General features: G+C 61.7%; 23 protein-coding genes. 6 read left to right on the top strand and 17 right to left on the bottom strand.

The genetic code is table 11. The features are described 5' to 3' along the window. Positions 1–20: 20 nt before the first annotated feature. Both VOY09_RS01625 and VOY09_RS01620 read right to left on the bottom strand, forming a co-directional pair. Positions 21–566 (bottom strand): peptidylprolyl isomerase, encoded by a 546-nt coding sequence (locus tag VOY09_RS01625; protein ID WP_322892628.1) that lies wholly within the window; start codon positions 564–566, stop codon positions 21–23. Continuing rightward, positions 559–1065, bottom strand: coding sequence for a peptidylprolyl isomerase (locus tag VOY09_RS01620; protein ID WP_322892629.1), 507 nt, complete (start codon positions 1063–1065; stop codon positions 559–561). The genes VOY09_RS01625 and VOY09_RS01620 overlap by 8 nt, the downstream gene beginning before the upstream one ends. Positions 1066–1193: 128 nt before the next feature. On the opposite strand from VOY09_RS01620, the gene VOY09_RS01615 reads away from it, so the two are divergent. Beyond that, positions 1194–2369, top strand: a complete 1176-nt coding sequence (locus VOY09_RS01615) for a phosphoglycerate kinase (RefSeq protein ID WP_322892630.1) — start codon at positions 1194–1196, stop codon at positions 2367–2369. A gap of 31 nt (positions 2370–2400) precedes the next feature. Here the strand turns inward: VOY09_RS01615 and VOY09_RS01610 are convergent, their stop codons facing one another. Next, positions 2401–2616 carry a DUF4287 domain-containing protein gene (locus VOY09_RS01610; protein WP_322892631.1) on the bottom strand — a complete coding sequence of 72 codons (216 nt, stop codon included), beginning with the start codon at positions 2614–2616 and terminating at the stop codon, positions 2401–2403. A 166-nt stretch (positions 2617–2782) separates the two neighbouring features. On the opposite strand from VOY09_RS01610, the gene VOY09_RS01605 reads away from it, so the two are divergent. Further along, complete coding sequence (locus VOY09_RS01605) at positions 2783–3712, top strand: class I fructose-bisphosphate aldolase (protein ID WP_322892632.1); 930 nt, start codon at positions 2783–2785, stop codon at positions 3710–3712. An 86-nt stretch (positions 3713–3798) separates the two neighbouring features. Next, positions 3799–4098, top strand: a complete 300-nt coding sequence (locus VOY09_RS01600) for a septum formation initiator family protein (RefSeq protein WP_322892633.1) — start codon at positions 3799–3801, stop codon at positions 4096–4098. A gap of 18 nt (positions 4099–4116) precedes the next feature. Here VOY09_RS01600 and VOY09_RS01595 read toward each other — a convergent pair whose 3' ends face one another. The 3 genes from VOY09_RS01595 to VOY09_RS01585 all read right to left on the bottom strand — a co-directional run bounded on the left by VOY09_RS01595 (position 4117) and on the right by VOY09_RS01585 (position 5774). Further along, positions 4117–4887, bottom strand: a complete 771-nt coding sequence (locus VOY09_RS01595) for a transglutaminase family protein (protein WP_322892634.1) — start codon at positions 4885–4887, stop codon at positions 4117–4119. Positions 4888–5230: 343 nt separating this feature from the next. Further along, positions 5231–5542 carry a type II toxin-antitoxin system RelE/ParE family toxin gene (locus VOY09_RS01590; protein ID WP_322892635.1) on the bottom strand — a complete coding sequence of 104 codons (312 nt, stop codon included), beginning with the start codon at positions 5540–5542 and terminating at the stop codon, positions 5231–5233. Beyond that, the gene (locus VOY09_RS01585; protein WP_322892636.1) at positions 5520–5774 is read right to left on the bottom strand and encodes a type II toxin-antitoxin system ParD family antitoxin; all 255 of its coding nucleotides are present in this window, start codon (positions 5772–5774) and stop codon (positions 5520–5522) included. Before VOY09_RS01585 ends, VOY09_RS01590 begins: the two co-directional genes overlap by 23 nt. A gap of 250 nt (positions 5775–6024) precedes the next feature. On the opposite strand from VOY09_RS01585, the gene pdhA reads away from it, so the two are divergent. From pdhA to VOY09_RS01570, 3 genes are read left to right on the top strand one after another with little or no spacing between them, the layout of a single operon-like run. Beyond that, positions 6025–7035: a pyruvate dehydrogenase (acetyl-transferring) E1 component subunit alpha gene (pdhA, locus tag VOY09_RS01580; RefSeq protein ID WP_322892637.1), complete on the top strand. Its 1011-nt coding sequence runs from the start codon at positions 6025–6027 to the stop codon at positions 7033–7035. A gap of 3 nt (positions 7036–7038) precedes the next feature. Then, entirely contained in the window at positions 7039–8400 is a 1362-nt protein-coding gene (locus tag VOY09_RS01575; RefSeq protein ID WP_322892638.1) for a pyruvate dehydrogenase complex E1 component subunit beta, read from the top strand. A gap of 12 nt (positions 8401–8412) precedes the next feature. Next, the gene (locus tag VOY09_RS01570; protein WP_322892639.1) at positions 8413–9768 is read left to right on the top strand and encodes a pyruvate dehydrogenase complex dihydrolipoamide acetyltransferase; all 1356 of its coding nucleotides are present in this window, start codon (positions 8413–8415) and stop codon (positions 9766–9768) included. A 155-nt stretch (positions 9769–9923) separates the two neighbouring features. On the opposite strand, the gene VOY09_RS18255 is transcribed toward VOY09_RS01570, so the two are convergent. The 11 genes from VOY09_RS18255 to VOY09_RS01520 form a co-directional block, all read right to left on the bottom strand. Next, a complete protein-coding gene (locus VOY09_RS18255) occupies positions 9924–10397 on the bottom strand; it encodes an HNH endonuclease (RefSeq protein WP_416376271.1) in 474 nt (157 codons plus the stop codon). 391 nt (positions 10398–10788) lie between these two features. Next, entirely contained in the window at positions 10789–11592 is an 804-nt protein-coding gene (gene cysE, locus VOY09_RS01565) for a serine O-acetyltransferase (RefSeq protein WP_322892640.1), read from the bottom strand. A gap of 79 nt (positions 11593–11671) precedes the next feature. Further along, positions 11672–11953 carry a hypothetical protein gene (locus VOY09_RS01560; RefSeq protein ID WP_322892641.1) on the bottom strand — a complete coding sequence of 94 codons (282 nt, stop codon included), beginning with the start codon at positions 11951–11953 and terminating at the stop codon, positions 11672–11674. Then, positions 11953–15813 carry a baseplate multidomain protein megatron gene (locus VOY09_RS01555; protein WP_322892642.1) on the bottom strand — a complete coding sequence of 1287 codons (3861 nt, stop codon included), beginning with the start codon at positions 15811–15813 and terminating at the stop codon, positions 11953–11955. The genes VOY09_RS01560 and VOY09_RS01555 overlap by 1 nt, the downstream gene beginning before the upstream one ends. Position 15814: 1 nt before the next feature. Further along, entirely contained in the window at positions 15815–16246 is a 432-nt protein-coding gene (locus VOY09_RS01550; protein ID WP_322892643.1) for an NlpC/P60 family protein, read from the bottom strand. Then, entirely contained in the window at positions 16243–17121 is an 879-nt protein-coding gene (locus VOY09_RS01545; protein WP_322892644.1) for a DUF2163 domain-containing protein, read from the bottom strand. Before VOY09_RS01545 ends, VOY09_RS01550 begins: the two co-directional genes overlap by 4 nt. After that, positions 17118–17747, bottom strand: coding sequence for a DUF2460 domain-containing protein (locus VOY09_RS01540; RefSeq protein ID WP_322892645.1), 630 nt, complete (start codon positions 17745–17747; stop codon positions 17118–17120). Before VOY09_RS01540 ends, VOY09_RS01545 begins: the two co-directional genes overlap by 4 nt. Positions 17748–17757: 10 nt before the next feature. Further along, positions 17758–18411, bottom strand: coding sequence for a phage tail tape measure protein (locus VOY09_RS01535; RefSeq protein WP_322892646.1), 654 nt, complete (start codon positions 18409–18411; stop codon positions 17758–17760). After that, on the bottom strand, positions 18398–18607 hold the full coding sequence (locus VOY09_RS01530) for a rcc01693 family protein (RefSeq protein ID WP_322892647.1): 210 nt from the start codon (positions 18605–18607) through the stop codon (positions 18398–18400). Before VOY09_RS01530 ends, VOY09_RS01535 begins: the two co-directional genes overlap by 14 nt. Next, positions 18604–18918, bottom strand: coding sequence for a gene transfer agent family protein (locus tag VOY09_RS01525; protein WP_322892648.1), 315 nt, complete (start codon positions 18916–18918; stop codon positions 18604–18606). The genes VOY09_RS01530 and VOY09_RS01525 overlap by 4 nt, the downstream gene beginning before the upstream one ends. Beyond that, complete coding sequence (locus tag VOY09_RS01520) at positions 18918–19331, bottom strand: phage major tail protein, TP901-1 family (RefSeq protein ID WP_322892649.1); 414 nt, start codon at positions 19329–19331, stop codon at positions 18918–18920. Before VOY09_RS01520 ends, VOY09_RS01525 begins: the two co-directional genes overlap by 1 nt. Between the last annotated feature and the right edge of the window lie 7 nt (positions 19332–19338).

Below are 19338 nucleotides of genomic sequence, written 5' to 3'. Positions count from 1 at the left end.
CGGGGCCCCACCGCCAACCTTTACTCGACCACCCGCACCGCTGTCATCACATCAGGCGCGCCGACAACCGCGCCATTGGCACCGGCACCGCGTTTGATGGCATCGACAATCTCCATGCCTTCGGTCACTTCGCCGACAACCGTATATTGGCCATTCAGGAAATAGCCGGGTTCGAACATGATGAAGAACTGGCTATTGGCCGAATCCGGGTTCTGCGACCGGGCCATGCCGACCACACCACGTTCAAACGGCCGGTCCGAAAATTCCGCCGGGATATTGCCCAGATCAGACCCGCCAGTGCCCGCGCGGGACATATCTGCCCCCATCACGCCATTTTCGACATCACCTGTCTGCGCCATGAACCCATCAATCACCCGGTGGAACACGACATTGTCGTAATCCCCCGCTTCGGCAATCGCCGTGATCTGCGCGACATGGAGCGGTGCAATATCCTCGAACAGATCAATGACAATCGTGCCATTGGCATCGCCCGCAATATCGATCTCCAGCCCCGCACTATAGGCAGGGCTCGCCAGCAGGGCCGCTGCGATAAATGCCTTATACATCCGCCGCCACCTTCACGCTGATCATCCGGTCAGGGTTCGCAGGCGGCTCACCCTTGGTGATCGCATCGACATGCTGCATCCCGGAAATCACCTGGCCATAGACAGTATACTGCCCGTTCAGGAAATCATTATCCTTGAAGTTGATGAAAAACTGGCTGTTCGCCGAATCCGGGCTGGAAGACCGCGCCGCACCAATCGAACCGCGCGCATGGGGGATCTTGGAAAATTCAGCCTTCAGATCGGGCATATCAGACCCGCCTGTGCCGGCGCGGCGGATGTTGAAATCCTTTTCCATATTGCCATTCTGCACATCACCCGTCTGCGCCATGAACCCGTCGATCACCCGGTGAAAGGCGACATTGTCATAGGCACCGGCGCGGGCCAGCGTCTTCATCCGCTCCACATGGCCGGGGGCCACGTCTGGCAACAGTTGAATAACCACCTCACCATCTTTCAGCGTCATGATAATCGTGTTCTCTGGGTCTTTGATCTCGGCCATTTGGGGCTCCTTCGCTTGCAATTGCCCTTGGACATATGGTGCGCGCGCGCAAAAGCCAAGGCAGCGCTGTTGACGCGGGCGCATCATTGCCGCAACAAAGCAGCAAGCAACCCCAAAGGATGGACCCGATGAGCTGGAAAACACTCGACGATATGGATTTTGACGGCAAACGCGCGCTGGTGCGGGTCGATCTGAACGTGCCGGTGGAAAACGGCGTGGTCACCGACACCAGCCGGATCGAACGGATCATCCCCACCGTGGACACGATCCATGCGGAAGGCGGCAAGGTCATCCTGCTGGCGCATTTCGACCGGCCCAAGGGCAAGGTCGTCCCCGAAATGTCGCTCGAACATATCGCAGGCACCGTCGCCGACGTGCTGGGCCTGACCGTGACTTTCGTCAGTTCCAACTACGCCGAAGCCGTGGACGAGATGGAGGATGAAGAGGTGCTGCTGCTCGAAAACCTCCGCTTCCATCCGGGCGAGGAAACGAATGACGCAGCCTTCGCCGCGCGTCTGGCGAGCCTTGGAGATATCTACGTCAATGACGCCTTCTCCGCCGCCCACCGCGCCCACGCCAGCACCGAAGCCATCGCGCATCTGCTGCCCTCCTGCGCGGGTCGGCTGATGGAGGAGGAACTCGGCGCCCTCGACGCCGCGCTTGGCAATCCCGACCGCCCGGTCGTGGCATTGGTCGGCGGCGCGAAAGTCTCCACCAAGCTGGACCTTCTGGGCAATCTGGTGGGCAAGGTCGATCATCTGGTGATCGGTGGCGGCATGGCCAACACCTTCCTCGCCGCCCAAGGCATCAATGTCGGCAAATCACTCTGCGAACACGACCTCGCCGACACCGCCCGCGATATTCTGGCAAAAGCGCAGGAAGCGGGCTGCGAAATCATCCTGCCCCGCGACATCGTCGTCGCGCGTGAATTCAAAGCCGGAGCAGCCAGCGAAACCCTCGCGCCCGATGCCTGCCCCGACGACGCGATGATCCTCGACGCAGGCCCCGAAACGGTCGCCTATATCGCCCAGGTGCTGGACAAGGCGAAAACCCTGATCTGGAACGGCCCGCTGGGTGCCTTCGAGATCGCCCCGTTCAACGCCGCCACCGATGCCGCCGCGCGCCATGCCGCCAAGCTGACGATTGATGGCAAACTGATCTCCGTCGCCGGCGGCGGCGACACGGTCTCCGCGCTGAACCAAGCGGGCGTCGCCGATGATTTCACCTATATCTCCGGTGCCGGTGGGGCGTTTCTGGAATGGATGGAAGGCAAGACCTTGCCGGGTGTGGCCGCGCTGGGATGATCTAGTGGCGGGGAAAACCCCGCCCCACACATCATTGCGTCTTGCTCCCCTCCCGCAATGTATCCGCGACAAGCGCATTGGCATGGCCATGCCCTATCCCGTGCTCTTGCTTCAGCCACGCCACCAGCTCCATGTGCTTCTTGCCCGATTGCGCGCGGATCAAATCTTTCCAATAGGCAATGGGCTCGCCATATTTCGCCTCGATAGATGGAAAATACGATGTAGGCCCCTTGATCGTTTCAGACATTTTCGCCTCTCCCAGTTTTGCGCCATGCTAGCCCAAGCGCACCGCACAACCAAGAGGATCACGCCGTTAACGCTAAAATCCCCGCCGTTCGCGCTAACACATTTGCAACCGCGCGCCTGCCGCTCTAACCCTTGCCGCAACCATCGCTGCCAAAAGGGCCCCGTCCATGAAAACCACCCGCATCGTCCAGAAAATCCTGTCGCAATACGAAGGCGATACCCCTGGCGTCAAAGCCCAGCTTGCCCGCATCCTGATGGCCGGCAAACTGGGCGGCACCGGCAAGATGATCATCCTGCCCGTAGATCAGGGCTTTGAACACGGCCCCGCCCGCAGTTTTGCCGCCAATCCCGCCGGTTACGACCCGCATTACCATTACCAACTGGCGATCGACGCGGGCCTGAACGCCTATGCCGCGCCTTTGGGGATGATCGAGGCAGGCGCGGATACATTCGCAGGCCAGATCCCGACGATCCTGAAAGTGAACTCCGCCAATTCCCTGATCCCCGATGCCGCGCCCAAAACCCAAGCGATCACCGCCAGCGTCGATGACGCCCTGCGCCTTGGCTGTTCGGCCATCGGTTTCACCATCTATCCCGGCTCATCCGCCGCGCTGAACATGTTCAGCGACATCGCCGAAATGCGGCACGAGGCGGCCAGTAAAGGCATCGCCACCGTCATCTGGTCCTATCCGCGCGGCGAGGCACTCGACAAGACCGGCGAAACCGCCATCGACATCGCCGCCTATGCCGCGCAGATCGCGGCGCTGCTTGGCGCGCATATCATCAAGATCAAACTTTCCACCGATGACCTGTCCCTGCCCGAAGCCAAGAAAGTCTACCAGGACAAGAACATCGACATCGCCACCCAAGCCGCCCGCGTGCGGCATTGCGTCGATGCGGCCTTTGCCGGGCGCCGCCTGACCGTGTTTTCCGGCGGTGCCGCCAAGGATGCCAACTCTGTCTACGACGATGCCCGCGCGATCCGCGACGGCGGCGGCAACGGCTCGATCATCGGGCGCAATTCGTTCCAGCGCGAACGGGGCGAGGCTTTGGCGATGCTCGCCAAACTGGTCGATATCTACCGCGGCCGCGACTGACCCCGCATTTTCTGGATTAACTTTGCCGGGCCGTTGTGCCACAATACAGACAATTGCCCGGCAGAGGCGATACCAGAGGACAGCAGATGCTCAAACGCAACCGCCCGGCGATCGGGGCCTTGCTTTATTACCTTGGCGCAATCATGCTGGGGCTCTATTTCACCTTCGCCGCCGTGCAGGGCCAGAACGGGTTGTTCAAACGCGTCGAAGTCCGCGCCGAAGCGATTGAACTACGCGCCGAACTCGCCGCTTTGCAGGCAGAGGTCGCCCGGATGGAAAACCTCACCACCCGCCTGTCGGACACTTACCTCGACCTCGACCTGCTGGATGAACAAGCCCGCGACGTGCTCGGCCTGATCCGCGCGGATGAGATTGTTATTCGCTGAACGCCCCCCAGCCTGCCGTCACATCACCACGCGCGGCGTCGCATTTGCAGCCTTCGGAACAAGGGCGGCCTCGCCACCCGGTATCACCGGGACGTCGCCTTTGCGTATCCGCGCCACACGGCGGTTCATCCAATGCCGAAACACCTGACGAAAAAGAAAGCCGCGCAAGCCTGACAGCTGGCGGTGCCGCGCGTAGAAAACATCCGGCGCTGCGAAAACGCCGAAATCCTGCGTGATCCCTGTTCTTTGGATATATGTGCTCTCGCAGCGCCACGCGACCTCGGGCACCTGCAGCTTATCCGTGCCCGCACCATAGGCACAGAGCACGTTTCTCTCCGGAAATCTGTCCTGTAATGCCGTCAGCATGGCCTGATCCAGTATGAACCCTTCGAGATTAAGCCATTCACCTGCATGTTCCACCTCCACCCAGGAATGGATGATGTTCTGCGGTGCAAGCGGATAAATCAATTCGGGAACGACACCGCGTTGTAACCCCTTGTCGATGGTGAAACCATGGAACCGGCAAGGCACATCCAGCGCGCGTAGCAAGGCCATCAGCAGCGTGGTCTTGGTATTGCATTGCCCAAACCCATCAGCAAGCACATGCGAGGCGGGCAAATCATCCTGCGCATTGTACCCGAACAGGATGTCGTTGCGCACAAAATCATAGGCCGCGCCGATCCGCGCTGTCGGCTGCAACCTTTCCCACCCACGATCCTTGATCAGACGCTGGATAGGCGCCGCGCGATAGTTGAGGATGTGTGTTTCGGCAAGGTAATCTTGGGACATTGTGCTCTCGCGTGTCTGAGTCCCACTTTACATACAACCTCCAGCGACGAGAGGTTCAAGCGTTTTTTCATTTTGGTAAACAGCCTGCTTAAGAGCGGATCAAGCGAAGCGCCCCGGCGATCCGCAGAACCTTTGGCAGCACGACATCCCAGCGTTCTGGCTTCCGGGTCCACCCCCCCATCTTCCGAACCCAAATATCCCCGCCGGAGGCATCCGGCGCAGCCGGTCAGCATCCCTTGCCCTCTGCATGACGCCCGCGACGTGCTCGGCCTGATCGGCGCGGATGAGATTGTTATTCGCTGAAAGCCACAGGTAATTCATTTTTTCCCAATGACACTTGAGATCAATCATTGATATATGCCGCCCAGTTCTGCCGCATATGGACAATGCGCAAGACCTGCAGAAACCCTGTTTCGATGCGATAAACGATCAAATGTGACCCTGAACGATAAAGGCGAACGGGCGGATCGATCTCCATACGTTCCCGCACGATCTTTGGGTATTGGACCAGCAGATCCATGTCAGCAGCCAGCCTGCGTATATAGATGTCAGCCTGACTTTCCGACCATGTCCGCGCCGTGTAAGCCCAGATAGAGTCCAGATCAGTTAACGCCGCAGGCGATAACCGATATTCAACGATTTCCGGTTCTGGCATCAGGGCCCCGCATGCGCGCGAGGAAGGCGTCAACATCCAAAGGCTGCGCCGGGCCGCTGGCAAGACTTTCATCGACAAGCTGCTGCAATGCGACGACGGCCTGTTGCCGGTCCTGATCCCGACGGATCAGATCGCGCACATAATCACTGACATTGCTGTATCGTCCGTCTTGGGTCTGGGCCTCGACCCAGCTCTTCATCGGATCGGGCAAAGAGACGTTCATCGTGGCCATAATCGCATGCTCCTTCGCGCATTTGATGGCATTCATGGCAAACTTTGTCAATTCAATCCCCGCCCCCCATCGTCCGAGCCCAAATATCCCCGCCGGAGGCCCGGCGCAGCCGGTCAGCCCCCCCTGCCCTCAGCGCGACCCCGCGCTCGTGCCGCCACGTCATATTCCCGGTTCCAATCCATCCCGAAATGCCTTACTCTGAGAGATAGTTTAATACTAAACTATATGCTGCCATGTCGGAGGAGAGACCATGCCACCCAAAAAGCCAGCCGCGCAATCCAATGTATCAGCCGAGGAATTGCTGACACATTACCGCGAAATGCTGCTGATCCGCCGGTTCGAGGAAAAGGCAGGCCAGCTTTACGGCATGGGCCTGATCGGTGGTTTCTGCCACCTCTATATCGGGCAGGAAGCAGTCGTTGTGGGGCTGGAAGCCGCGGCAAGTGAAGGCGACAAGCGCGTCACCTCCTACCGCGACCACGGTCATATGCTCGCCTGCGGCATGGACCCCAAGGGCATCATGGCCGAACTGACAGGCCGCGAAGGCGGCTTTTCCAAAGGCAAAGGCGGCTCTATGCATATGTTCTCGAAAGAGAAACATTTTTACGGCGGCCACGGCATTGTCGGCGCGCAGGTGCCGCTGGGCGCGGGTCTGGCGTTTTCCGACAAATACAAAGGCAATGACCGCGTCACCTTCGCCTATTTCGGCGATGGCGCGGCGAACCAGGGTCAGGTCTATGAAACCTATAACATGGCCCAGCTCTGGGATCTGCCCGTCATCTTCGTGATCGAAAACAACGGCTATGCCATGGGCACTTCGGTCGGTCGCTCCACCAAATCGCCCTCCCTCTGGGAACGCGGTGCCGCCTACGGCATCAAGGGCGAAGAAGTCGATGGCATGAACGTGCTGGCCGTCAAGGAAGCAGGCGAAAGGGCCGTCGCCCACTGCCGTGCGGGCAAAGGGCCATATATTCTCGAAGTCAAAACCTATCGCTACCGCGGCCATTCCATGTCTGACCCCGCCAAATACCGCACCCGCGACGAGGTGCAGAAAATGCGTGACGAACGCGACCCGATCGAGCAGATCCGCGACATGCTGCTGACCGGCAAACATGCGACCGACGAAGACCTCAAGGCCATCGACAAAGACATCAAGGCCGTGGTCAACGAAGCCGCCGAATTCTCCAAGGAAAGCCCGGAACCGCATCTGGACGAACTTTGGACCGATATCTACGCCACAGAAATCCCGCAGGAGGCTTGAGACATGGCAATTGAAATTCTGATGCCCGCCCTGTCGCCCACGATGGAAGAAGGCACGCTCGCCAAATGGATGGTCAAGGAAGGCGATAAAGTCGCCTCCGGCGATATCCTCGCCGAGATTGAAACCGACAAGGCCACGATGGAATTCGAAGCCGTCGATGAAGGCATCATCGGCAAGATCCTGATCGCAGCCGGCACCGAAGGCGTGAAGGTCAACACCGCCATCGCCGTGATGGTCGAAGAAGGCGAAGACGTCCCCGAAGACACAGCCCCGGCGGAAAAAGAAGAGGCGAAAACCGAAGCCCCCCCGGCCAAGGTCCCGGCAGCGGCCAAACCCGCCGCCCCCGTGTCCGACGTCACCCCCGACTGGGCCGATGATGTCGAGGTCAAGGCAACCACCGTCCGCGAGGCCCTGCGCGACGCCATGGCCGAGGAAATGCGCCGCGACGACAATGTCTTCCTGATGGGCGAAGAGGTCGGCGAATACCAAGGCGCCTATAAAATCTCCCAAGGCTTGCTCGACGAATTCGGCGCCAAACGCGTGATCGACACACCGATCACCGAACATGGTTTCGCAGGCATCGCCACAGGTGCCGCTTTCGGCGGTCTGAAACCCATCGTCGAATTCATGACCTTCAACTTCGCGATGCAGGCCATCGACCATATCATCAACTCCGCCGCCAAGACGCTCTATATGTCCGGCGGCCAGATGGGCGCGCCCATGGTCTTCCGTGGCCCCAACGGGGCCGCCGCCCGCGTCGGCGCGCAGCACAGCCAGGATTACACCGCCTGGTACATGCAGATCCCCGGCCTCAAGGTCGTCGCGCCCTATTCCGCCGCCGATGCCAAGGGCCTGCTGAAATCCGCGATCCGCGACCCCAACCCGGTGATCTTTCTGGAAAACGAGATCATGTATGGCAAATCTTTCGACGTCCCCGTCATGGATGATTTCACTATCCCCTTCGGCAAGGCGAAAATCGAACGCGCCGGCACCGATGTCACAATCGTCAGCTTCAGCATCGGCATGACCTATGCCTTGGCCGCCGCTGAAAAGCTGGCCGAAGAAGGCATCAGCGCCGAGGTGATCAACCTGCGCTCCATCCGCCCGATGGATACCGAAACCATCCTCAAATCCGTGCGCAAAACCAACCGCTGCGTCACGGTCGAAGAAGGCTGGCCGCAAGGCTCTGTCGGCGGCTATATCAGCAACGTGATCATGCAGCAGGCGTTCGATTACCTCGACGCCCCCGTGATCAACTGCACCGGCAAAGACGTGCCGATGCCCTATGCCGCGAACCTCGAAAAACACGCGCTGGTGACGACCGACGACGTCGTCGCCGCCTGCAAATCCGTGACCTACCGCTAAGGAGAGACAGAGATGCCCACAGAAATTCTGATGCCCGCCCTGTCCCCCACGATGGAGGAAGGCACATTGGCCAAATGGCACGTCAAGGAAGGCGACAAAGTCTCCTCCGGCGACATTCTGGCCGAGATCGAAACCGACAAGGCCACGATGGAGTTCGAGGCCGTGGATGAAGGGGTGATGGGCAAGATCGTGATCCCCGAAGGCACCGAAGGCGTGAAAGTCAACGACGTCATCGCCGTGCTGCTGGAAGAGGGCGAAAGCGCGGATGATATCGCTGCGCCGACCGGCGACAAGGTCCCGGATCAAGCCCGGGACGGCGACAGCCCTGCCCCCGCAGCCCCCGCGCCCGCAAGCAACGCAGCCCCGGCCCCCACGCCGGGGCCTCAACAGAAGACAAAAAGCGCAACCGACACAAAAGCCCCCGCCGCCCCGGCAAAGGACGGCGAGCGCATCTTCGCCTCCCCCCTCGCCCGCCGGATCGCCGCCGAAAAAGGCCTCGATCTGGCCGCTGTCACCGGCTCCGGCCCCCACGGCCGCATCGTCAAGGCGGACGTGGAATCCGCCAAACCATCTGCGAAATCCGAAAGCGCGCCAGCCGCCAAAACCGAGGCCCCCAAAGCCACAACCATGGCCACCAGCCCCAACACGGAATCCGTCATCAAAATGTACGACGGTCGCCCCTATGAGGAGGTCAAACTCGACGGCATGCGCAAGACCATCGCCGCCCGCCTGACCGAAGCGAAACAATCCGTCCCGCATTTCTACCTGCGCCGCGATATCAACCTCGACGCGCTGATGAAATTCCGCGGCACGCTGAACAAGCAACTGGAATCCCGCGGCGTCAAACTCTCGGTCAATGATTTCATCATCAAGGCCTGCGCCTTGGCCCTGCAACAGGTCCCCGACGCGAACGCCGTCTGGGCCGGTGACCGCACGCTGAAATTCGAAAAATCAGACGTGGCGGTGGCGGTGGCCATCGAAGGCGGCCTCTTCACCCCCGTCCTGCGCGACGCGGAAATGAAATCCTTGTCGGCGCTCTCGGCAGAGATGAAAGACCTCGCCACCCGCGCCCGCGACCGCAAACTCGCGCCAAGCGAATACCAGGGCGGCAGCTTCGCGATCTCCAACCTGGGCATGTTCGGCATCGACAATTTCGACGCGATCATCAACCCACCCCATGCCGCCATCCTGGCCGTCGGCGCAGGCGTCAAAAAACCCATCGTGGGCGCCGATGGCGAACTGGCCGTGGCGACGGTGATGTCGGTGACGCTCTCAGTCGATCACCGCGTGATCGACGGGGCGCTGGGGGCGAATTTGCTGCAGGCGATCAAGGATAATCTGGAAAATCCGCTGACGATGTTGGCGTAGGGCTGGTGATAATCAGAAAAGCTCCGCCTGATGGCGGGGCTTTTTGCACTGGAATGTCCGTTTTGAGCCCAGAATGACAAATGCCGCATTTATCTCGGATGGCAGCTTTGGTGCCGTAGGCGGGCGAGAAATTGATTAATGCCGCTCTCAAATGGTCAAAGCTGCGAAGCTTGCCAATGCGTGGCTAGTCTATCAAGTCGAGTATCACCAGGTTCGAAATCTGGACCATTTCGAACATCGCAAAGGTCCCGATAATGATCGGCTAGGTCTTCGTGAAACCGCCACGATCGTGCTTCCGGATCGACCGCGATTAGGCCAAGATCGAACAGCGTATGAAGGTCTCGCCGCAAGAGAAGACCGTTAGAAACTTCGGTGGGACCTCCAGCCGCGTGGCTTAGTATATGACATGCGTCGAGAACCGCCTCGACTTCGCATCCGGAAATTGCGCATCGCGGCCCGTACACTCTTTTCAGGTCGGCACGAAACTGAGCTTGCTCCCGACGCGACAACCGGCGAACTGTCTCGTATTCAGGAGTTTGTGGGGGATCAACTTCACCTAAGACTTCGGCTGGGTCCGGACCCCCACTTCCCTCACGGAGTTGGTTATCCCTAACCACCGGAAAATGCATTTCGGTGAGAAACCGGGCGACCGCCGTTGTTTGCGGGCCGTCCCACTCCATTCCGCAGCGGCTGTATGCGAGCCTCGTAACCGCCTTTAGAAAGACGATTGAGTTTCCGCTGACAAGCCAGTGGGACGCGCGGCGGGTGTCAGGCCGTGCATCTGGAACAAGGTCCCTGGAGCTGCCGCCGCCAACTACAACCTGTTCCAGTTCAGCCCACACGGTACGCCAAATGTCGACGGGGATATCCCTAAACAGCATAAATTATTCCTCAAATTTTTTTCATTTATCCTTGTAAGATGCTACTAAGAAAGTGAAGCACTACAACAGCACGAAGCGGACTTTTCCTCGCGCGCAGTGAACGGCTGGAAAGTCCCAAATAGCTGCCGGCTACCCCCCCTCACTCCCGAAACAAATGATCCATCGTCACCGACGGCTGCGCACATCCGGCCTCGCCCACGATCCGCGCAGGCACCCCCGCCACGGTCTTCATCGGCGGCACATCGTCCAGCACCACGGACCCTGCGGCGATCCGGCTGCAATGGCCAACCTTGATATTGCCCAGCACTTTCGCCCCCGCCCCGATCAGCACACCATTGCCGATCTTGGGGTGGCGGTCGTCGTCCTCTTTCCCGGTGCCGCCCAACGTCACCGAATGCAGCATCGATACATTATCCCCGATCACCGCAGTCTCCCCCACAACAATCGAATGCGCGTGGTCGATCATGATCCCCTTGCCGATCTTCGCGGCGGGGTGGATATCGACCCCGAAAATCTCGCTCACCCGCATCTGCACGAAATAGGCCATGTCATGCCGCCCTTGCGTCCACAGCCAATGGCCCAAGCGATACGCCTGCACCGCCTGAAACCCTTTGAAGAACAGCAAGGGCTGGATGAACCGATGGCAGGCCGGGTCGCGGTCATAGATCGCCACCAGATCGGCCCTAGCTGCCAGCGCCAGCGCAGGCTCTGCCGCATAGGCCGCATTGGCGGTTTCCCGCAACGTCTGTTCCGACATCTCGGATGACGACAGTTTCATCGCGATCCGGTGGCCAAGTGCTGCCTCGAACGTCGCGTGATGCAGCACACCCGCATGGACCAGCCCGCCGATCAGCGGTTCAGTCGCAATCGCGGCTTCGGCCTCTTCACAGATGCGGTGCCAGACCGGGTCAAGTTCGGTCAGGGCGGCTTTGGGCTGGCGCATGGGTCTATCCTTTGTCTCTGGCCCCCGGTTCTAATCCAGATAGGGGGCTTTGGCCAAGATTAAAGCGTGATCTGTCACATCACGATGACTGATCCCCGATCCGCAGCGCGATCATCGCCAGACAGCGCAGGTAATCCGGCGTCAGCACCGCCGGGCGCGGCACCATCTTCAGGCGCGATGCCGCCGACATCAGCGTGCCGATCCCATGCAAAGGATGCGCGCGGCCGGTCAGCTGATAGAACTGATCGCCACGGGTCGCGGTGATCAGCATCTCTTCCAGCAGATCGGCCCTTTGCGCCGCAGGCACAGCCAGCAGAACCCGCGTGACCCATTCCAGATCGGCCAGATGCACCCCCCGCATCAGCCCAGCACCTGTGCTGTATAGGGGCCGGGGCCGAAGCTTTCCGACACCTGCGCCACCTCGATGCGGAACGCAGCACCGCCATGATCCGTCGCGATCTGCGCGGCAGGATAATGCCAGATTGGGCTGGTCACGCGGGCTTGCCTGCGCATAATCCCGTCGCGCAGCACGCGGATGTCGTAAATCTCCGCCGCCTCGCCCAGCGGAATTTCGCCATCGGCCCACAGATCACCATCGATCCTGCCGCATCTGATCCATGACATGTGTAGACCCTCCGCCCCTTGCCGCATGCGCAGATGCGCCACCGGAAAGGGGCGCAACCCGTTGCCCGCAAAAGCATCCACGCGATACCGGAAACTGGGATCCCCCAAGGGCCGCTTGGCCGGGCCATAGCGGACATGCCGCGAAAGCCCACGCGCCCGCGACGGCAGGACCATCTGCGCGACGCGGCCATCCAGCAGCACAACCTTAGCCCCCGCAGGCCAGAGATCGGGGATGATCCCGCGACTGCCCGCCTGCCCGCGCAACAGCCCGTGCAGACGGTAGCTGCCACCGCCCAAAGGCACAGCGTCCCGAAATTGCAACACCTCCCAATGATCCACCGACCCGTCGCCGATGGCGATCATATTCGCCCCGGCCAGCACCGCCTGCGCCGTCACCGATTGCAGCGTGCCGCTGATCAGCCGCAGATCGACCCCCGCCTGCCGGTCCCAGATCCCGGCGCGGCCACGTGGCAAGGCCGTCACGCTTTCCCCCATCACCGCAGGGTCACGCCTGATATCGCTCAGCACATAGTCGCTGTCCTGTGCGGCGGAATAAACCGCGACTGACCCCGGCCAGGGCGCACCCGCCACCGCCAGATGCGGCGCGTGCGGCCATTCATCGCCGCGCAGCAAAGGCAGATCGAGCAGCAGCAGTTCCACCGGCACAGGTGCTGCAAAGGGTTTCAGCACGACCGCCTGATCCTCTGCCGGGCTTGGCAGATGGGTACTGGCGCTGACCCGCACAGCCTCGACCAGTTTCAGCCCCGCATCCTCGACCCGGTCGATCCGGTAACGCCCTTCGTGCCCCGGCAGATCCAGCGCCACAACATCCCCCGCGCCCAAATCGCGCGACGGCGGCAGCGCGAAACTGACCGTATCGCGCGCCACCAGCGCCTCTTGCAGCCAGCGCGCGGCGATGTTGCGCCCCTCCGCACGGGTCAGGGCCAGCGGCAAGTCATTGCGCGCCACAGTGGGTGATGTCCCATCCCCCTGTCGCGCATCCGCTGCCGCCGGTTCATAATCGGCATCGGCATCCAGATGCAAAACCTCGACCCGCCCAGCGCTTTGCGCCAATGGCGCGCGGGTCAGGGCAAAGCTTTGATCCTGTTCCGCATCCAGCGCCAGATCATCCGGGCGCAGGGTCGCCGCGACACGCGCCGCGCGATTGCGAAACACCAGCACACCGCCTTTTTCCACGGCGTCAAACCCATAGGCGAGCATCAAGGGCTGCAACGCCGCCCGCCCGCTTGCCACGCGGTCCAGATGATAGCCGCGCACAATGCCAAACAGCCGCGACACATCATAGGCGCGTATCCCCGCCTGATCACAGATCGCGGCGACCACAGCGGACAGCGGCAGATTGCTCGCCCGGCCATTCAGCCAATGCCCGCGCGCATAATTGCCCGCATCGGCCCAGAGGCTGCGATTGGCCGGAAAGGCCGGATAAGGCCGCGCATCCCAAGCCCAGACATGCATCCTTGCGGTATCCACCATCGGCCCGCCATAGAGAGCAGAGGTCGGGTTGCACGCCGGATCAGCATAATGCTGCACCATGGCGCGCAGATATTGCATCTGCATCAGATCATCGCGGTTGCCGTTGGAATAATGCGGCAGACCGGATTCCGATGATTTCGCATCGACAAACCGGTTGGGCTGGTTCGCCCCTTTATCCACCGCTGCACAGCCAAATTCGGTGAACCAGATCGGTTTCGATTGCGGCACCCAAGCGGTGGGCTGTGCCTGCCGCACACCGCCGATCCTGTCGTGATGCGCCTGCCCCCACCAATTGGCGATATCTTTCACGCGCCAGACCCAAGGTTCACCCAAGCCATCCGTAATCGGCACCCGGCGTTGGGCATCGCGCGCCTCTGGCGTGGGGTAATACCAATCATACCCCTCACCCCCCGCGATATTGCCGCGCAGATAGGCCAGATCATGGATGGACCCCGCACTGGCATCGGCATGGCTCTCACCATCGCGCCAATCGGCCAAGGGCATGTAATTGTCGATCCCGATGAAATCGATGTTTGTGTCAGCCCAGAGCGGGTCGAGGTGAAACAGCTTATCCGCCGTCCCTGCCGGTTGCAGCCCGTGATATTCGGTCCAATCGGCAGCATAGCTGATCTTGCAATCCGGTCCCAGAATGGCACGCACATCGGCGGCCAAAGCACGCAGGGCGGCGACTGCCGGAAAGCCATTCACCCCCCTGATTTGCGTGAACCCGCGCATTTCCGATCCGATGCAGAACGCATCCACACCCCCTGCCGCCGCACATAGATGCGCGTAATGCAGGATGAAGCGCCGATAACCGCCTTGCACAGGGCCGGTATAGCTGACCTGTGTCCCTTGCACCGCGAAATCCTGACGCGCGGCATGGCCCATGAAGGCGGCCACCTCCGCCTCTGCCGCGACACTCCTGTCGGCAGCACCGCTGGTGATCCGCCCGCGCCATGGCAAGGCGGGCTGGCCCAGAGCGCCGGTCGCGGGATCAGGCAGATCATTGCCCGCCAATTGCGTCATCAGGATGAAGGGATAGAACACCGTCCTGATCCCGCGCGTGCGCTGGTCCATAATCGCCTCGACCACCGCCGCATCGGCGGGCGTGCCGCCATAGACAGGCTGACCCGCCTGATAGGGCACAAGCTGCGCTGTGCTGCGGCTGATGCCAGACACACGCCACGGCATGGCAGCGGCATCGACATCCTTCTGTTCAACCTTCGGCAAGATCTGACAGGACCCGCAGCGCAGGTCATCGCCGAACCATGACACCACCAACACGACGGATGTGCAGCGTGGCAGATCGCCCTGCAGGGCCTCCATCGCCACGCTGTAATCGCTCTGCCCGACAGGCGCGTTCATATTCACCGCGACCCGTTCACCATAGCGCGGCGACAGATAGACAGGCGTTGTCGCGAGCGCATATTCCCCGGTGCCGGGGATCAGCGCGACCCCTTGCAGGCTGGCCTCCAGCCCGCCGTCCAGCCCGGCGCGCACCACTTCAAACGTCAGTTGCGGGATGCGGTTGCCATAGGCGCCCAGATCCTGATCCTCGATCACCACATAGGCAGTGCCGCGATAGGCCGGGACCTGACCCGCCTCGATCGCGGACATACAGGGATCGGGCAACTGATCGGCACTGCCGTGATAGACACGCATGTTCAGATCACCCGGTGCAATCTCGACCCCATCGGCCCAGATCCGCCCGACCCGGCTGATCGGCCCTTGGCATAAAGCCACGGCAAAGCTGACGGAATAGCTGTATTCGGTGGTCTGCGGTGCGCGCGGCGCACCTTTGCCGCCGCCACTGGTGCGGCTCGACTGGCGGAAATGGCTGGCCCAGATCACTTGGCCGCCCACGCGCATCCGCCCGTAGACCTGCCCGATATCGGCCCCTTCCGCCGCACCCGTCAGGCGAAACCTGTCCACCCTGCCGGTTTCCACCGCATCACTGCCCGCACCGAGCAAGCGCTGGTCAATCCGCGCGCCGAGCATCGCCCCAGCGGCACGGCCCGCGACAGCCATGGACAGGCCCATGACAGAGCCGCCTATCGATCCGCCAAGCGCCAAGCCTGCGGCTGAAAGAACAATCGTCGCCATCTCAAAGGCTCCTTTGTGCAAAGATAAACCGTGCCGCGATGCGCCGCGCCCAAGGCGCGGATAACGGGCTTTCGACCACGCCATGCCCGCTATAGGCATGGATGAAGGCAGGGGTGTCGCCGGTGGCGCTGACCAACCCCAGATGTTTCGCCACAGAGCCTGCGCGCATGCGAAACAGCAGCACGTCGCCGGGCTGCATGGGTCCGGTCGCAGGCGGCATATGGCGCAGCGCGGCCTGCCACAGCAGTTCCACCCCCTGCGGTTCGGACCAATCGGGGGTATAGGCCGGCACCTTTTCCGGCTCTGCCCCGTGGATGTCGCGCCAAAGCCCGCGCAACAGGCCAAGGCAATCGCAACCCACGCCCTTCGCCGCGCCCTGATGCAGGTAAGGCGTGCCGATCCAGCCCCGCGCGGCGGTTACGACGCAGGTCATGTCGCGCGCCTGCTGCTGCCGGTCAGATTGCCATCGCTGCGCGGGATCGCGACCAGCCAATCTTCGCCGGGGATATCGGGGAAGCCTTGGAAATTCACCAGATTGGCGAATTTCACCCGGCAGGTTTGCGCGGCTTTGTCACAGCCAGCCGTGACCATCAGCGTATCGCTGACACTGACAGAGGCGCGGATAGGGTCCCACAGGATGATCTCGCGGATACCTGCCACCAGCCGGTCGGTTTTGATCGTGCCGCGCAGGCCCTGTGCCGAACCTGTCGTCACCAGCACCTGCCCGTCATCGAACCAAGCATCGTTGAAAGCAGGCTGCGCAAAGCGGAACACGCGCCCATCCTCCACCGCCAAAGGCTGTGCTGTAAACCGATAGGCCGGATCATCCAGATCAAATCGGCAACGCGCATCGCCCAGCACGGCGGAACATTGCGTCAGATAGGACCGCCCTTGTGGTTGGTTCAATCCTTCCGTCAACCCGCGCAGTTCCGCCTGAAACCCGCCCGCGGCGCGGGTGATTTCACCCAGGCTGCCCGCAAAGCGCAGATCGCGCTGGGTGACATCATCCCAGCGCACCAGCCAGACCCGCACCTGCGCGCCATCATAGCGGCCAGCGGTGATATCAGCTTCGTTGATCGCATCGGATGACAAAGCACCCACAGCATCGGTATTATTCACCGACAGCCCGGTGGTGCTGGCCAAGGCCCGCGCCGACAGGCCGGTTTCAGGCGCAAAGCGGATGCCGTCAAAGGTCAAAGCCAGATCGTGGTCGGTAAAGCCCAGCGTGACACCATCGCTGCGCGTCACCGCCCAGCAATGGCACAGATGGGTCGCGCCAGTCGCCAGATGTGCAGAGAGCGCATTCATAGCCGCACCTCGATCACCGGCACGTCGGGTGCTTCGCCCGCCTGAAACCGCGACATCGATGTGCGGATCGTATCGGTCGCAAAGCGCACCGGCACGTCAAAGGCATAGCCTGCGCGGATTTCGGACCCGATATCGGGGGCTTGGGTGAATTGCACCACACCGGTCGCGTGATCGACGGTGTAATCGATGCCGTCCACCATCGGATCACCGCCGCGCGTGATCTGCACGCTCCCCGCCACCGGCTTTCTGATCGGGCGGATATAGCTGGTCACCCCCGACCGATAGGTTTTGGTCAGTTGGAAATCGCGCCGCACCTCATCACCGATCCCGATCAGCTGATCGGTGCCGGTGATGTCCTGCGACGGCAGGCAGGATGTGTAATCCGACCAATCCTTCCAGCGAAAGCCGATCAACTGGCCCTGCCGCGCCTCGAAAAACGCGATCAATGTGGCCAGATCGTCCAGAGCGCTGAGGCCCAGCCCCGCATCATAGCGCCTGCGGCTGTGCGCCCAGGGCGTGTTGCGTTCTTCATACCCGTTGGCGAGTGTGACCACCTCGGTCCGCCGTTCGGGGCCGCCTGTGGCACCGAATGACAGGTTCGCGGGAAATCTGATTTCGTGAAACATCGCATTCTCCTCAGGAATTACGCTGGCCGCGTGACAGGGCGCGTGCCATCTGGGCCGCGATCTGGCTTTGGCTGCGATTGAACCCCTGCACATCGGGCGTGGTGATATTCATCGTGACCGTCACACCGCCACCGCCGCGCAGACCCAGCCGCCCGTCGGGGCCGCGCGCGAGCGGCATGATCGCCTCTGGCCCCGCCTCGCCCATCAAGCCGGTGCCGCCGCGCATCGGGAAACTCGTAGGGCTGGTGACGATCCCGCCCTTGGCAAAGGGCATCACGCGGCCTTGCGAAAACGGCGCGCCATCGGCGAAGGGCATCAGGCCCGAAACGAGGCTGTTGAGGCCCCCTGCCAGCGCGCCGCCAAAATGATCGGTGACGGGTTTCATCGCGGCGTTATAGGCCGTGCCGGACATCGCCCGGCCAAGGCCCGCGAAGACATCCGACAGGCTTTTGCCATCCAGCACCAGACCATCGAGCGCGCGGCGCAACCCGTGGGAAAAGCCACGCTCCAACTGTCCCAGATCGCGGGTCGTGTCGGTCAAGGCGGTCTGGGCGCCGCGCAATTGGGTTTCAAACGCCGCCGTCACGGCGGCAGTATCGCCAAGGCTGCGTTCCAAGGCACTGATATCGCTGTCAAATGCGTCCAGCCTGTCAAGATCGCTCATCATCATTCCCTTTCACATCATCAGGATAGGCGCGGGCCAAGGCATCCAGGCCCGCGCGGGTCATGGGCGCTGGCCCCGCCTGCGCGCCCAGCATCAAGTGCAGTTCCGCAGGCGTCAGCGCCCAGAATTGACCGGGCTGCAGGCGCAGCGTGCATAGCCCCGCGCGCAACAATCCGGGCCAGTCAAGCCGTGTCATTCCGGCACCGTGAAGGCGCGGGCGAGCAAGGTCGCGGCGAGTTTCGCGGCCCCCAAGGGACCGCCCGGAAACTCCACCGCCAGCAGATCACCCGCCTGCCCGCGCCAGCCACCGCCGCGCAGGCCTGCGACGATCACGGCCATCACGTCGCGGCTGGAAAAGGCACCGCCTTCAAACCGCGCGACCAGATCGACCAGCGATCCGGTGTGCAAATTCGCCTCCAACTCCGCCAGCGCGCCAAGCGTCAGTTTGGCGTCATGCACGACATCGCCGATCATCACGGCGACTTCACCTGTGTAAGGATTGCCCATCAGACCAGCACCGTGAATTGCACGATCCCGGCAGAGGCGAGGGCGATTTCATAGGTCGCCTCGCCATTATGGCTGCCGGCGTAATCGATGGCGGTGATCTGGAAGGCCCCTTGCAGCGTGCCGAAACCGGGGATGATGACCTGAAAATCCGGCGTCAGCCCGGCAAAGAAGATCTGGCGCGCGCGTTCATCGGTGCTGGCATCCTTGAACACGCCAGAGCCTGATATCGCGGCGGTTTTCACGCCCGCCCCGCCCAAGAGTTCACGCCAGCCGCCGCTTTCAAGGCTGGTCACATCCACCGTTTCCGCATTCAGGCTGATCCGCGTGGCGCGCAGGCCAGCGAGGGTTTCGAACTGGCCATCGCCAGTCATGTCGATCTTGATCAGCAGGTCTTTTCCGTTCTGGGCCACCATTGGGGGC

This window comes from Yoonia sp. 67-2 (genome assembly GCF_035117555.1).
GTDB lineage: Bacteria > Pseudomonadota > Alphaproteobacteria > Rhodobacterales > Rhodobacteraceae > Yoonia.
Note: the sequence above shows the minus strand (reverse complement) of the source record. Positions and strands in the feature narration are given on the sequence as shown.

Bases quoted from the DNA above. Each gene is read 5' to 3' on its own strand.
- VOY09_RS01570 (WP_322892639.1), top strand. From the start codon at position 8,413: ATGCCCACAGAAATTCTGATGCCCGCCCTGTCCCCCACGATGGAGGAA.
- VOY09_RS01625 (WP_322892628.1), bottom strand. From the start codon at position 566: ATGTATAAGGCATTTATCGCAGCGGCCCTGCTGGCGAGCCCTGCCTAT.
- VOY09_RS01545 (WP_322892644.1), bottom strand. From the start codon at position 17,121: ATGAATGCGCTCTCTGCACATCTGGCGACTGGCGCGACCCATCTGTGC.
- VOY09_RS01575 (WP_322892638.1), top strand. From the start codon at position 7,039: ATGGCAATTGAAATTCTGATGCCCGCCCTGTCGCCCACGATGGAAGAA.
- VOY09_RS01590 (WP_322892635.1), bottom strand. From the start codon at position 5,542: ATGCCAGAACCGGAAATCGTTGAATATCGGTTATCGCCTGCGGCGTTA.
- pdhA (WP_322892637.1), top strand. From the start codon at position 6,025: ATGCCACCCAAAAAGCCAGCCGCGCAATCCAATGTATCAGCCGAGGAA.
- VOY09_RS01560 (WP_322892641.1), bottom strand. From the start codon at position 11,953: ATGCGGGGGGTGCATCTGGCCGATCTGGAATGGGTCACGCGGGTTCTG.
- VOY09_RS18255 (WP_416376271.1), bottom strand. From the start codon at position 10,397: ATGCATTTTCCGGTGGTTAGGGATAACCAACTCCGTGAGGGAAGTGGG.
- VOY09_RS01520 (WP_322892649.1), bottom strand. From the start codon at position 19,331: ATGGTGGCCCAGAACGGAAAAGACCTGCTGATCAAGATCGACATGACT.
- VOY09_RS01600 (WP_322892633.1), top strand. From the start codon at position 3,799: ATGCTCAAACGCAACCGCCCGGCGATCGGGGCCTTGCTTTATTACCTT.
- VOY09_RS01620 (WP_322892629.1), bottom strand. From the start codon at position 1,065: ATGGCCGAGATCAAAGACCCAGAGAACACGATTATCATGACGCTGAAA.
- VOY09_RS01595 (WP_322892634.1), bottom strand. From the start codon at position 4,887: ATGTCCCAAGATTACCTTGCCGAAACACACATCCTCAACTATCGCGCG.
- VOY09_RS01615 (WP_322892630.1), top strand. From the start codon at position 1,194: ATGAGCTGGAAAACACTCGACGATATGGATTTTGACGGCAAACGCGCG.
- VOY09_RS01530 (WP_322892647.1), bottom strand. From the start codon at position 18,607: ATGACACGGCTTGACTGGCCCGGATTGTTGCGCGCGGGGCTATGCACG.
- VOY09_RS01555 (WP_322892642.1), bottom strand. From the start codon at position 15,813: ATGGCGACGATTGTTCTTTCAGCCGCAGGCTTGGCGCTTGGCGGATCG.
- VOY09_RS01535 (WP_322892646.1), bottom strand. From the start codon at position 18,411: ATGAGCGATCTTGACAGGCTGGACGCATTTGACAGCGATATCAGTGCC.
- VOY09_RS01585 (WP_322892636.1), bottom strand. From the start codon at position 5,774: ATGGCCACGATGAACGTCTCTTTGCCCGATCCGATGAAGAGCTGGGTC.
- VOY09_RS01525 (WP_322892648.1), bottom strand. From the start codon at position 18,918: ATGGGCAATCCTTACACAGGTGAAGTCGCCGTGATGATCGGCGATGTC.
- VOY09_RS01610 (WP_322892631.1), bottom strand. From the start codon at position 2,616: ATGTCTGAAACGATCAAGGGGCCTACATCGTATTTTCCATCTATCGAG.
- VOY09_RS01540 (WP_322892645.1), bottom strand. From the start codon at position 17,747: ATGTTTCACGAAATCAGATTTCCCGCGAACCTGTCATTCGGTGCCACA.
- cysE (WP_322892640.1), bottom strand. From the start codon at position 11,592: ATGCGCCAGCCCAAAGCCGCCCTGACCGAACTTGACCCGGTCTGGCAC.
- VOY09_RS01605 (WP_322892632.1), top strand. From the start codon at position 2,783: ATGAAAACCACCCGCATCGTCCAGAAAATCCTGTCGCAATACGAAGGC.
- VOY09_RS01550 (WP_322892643.1), bottom strand. From the start codon at position 16,246: ATGACCTGCGTCGTAACCGCCGCGCGGGGCTGGATCGGCACGCCTTAC.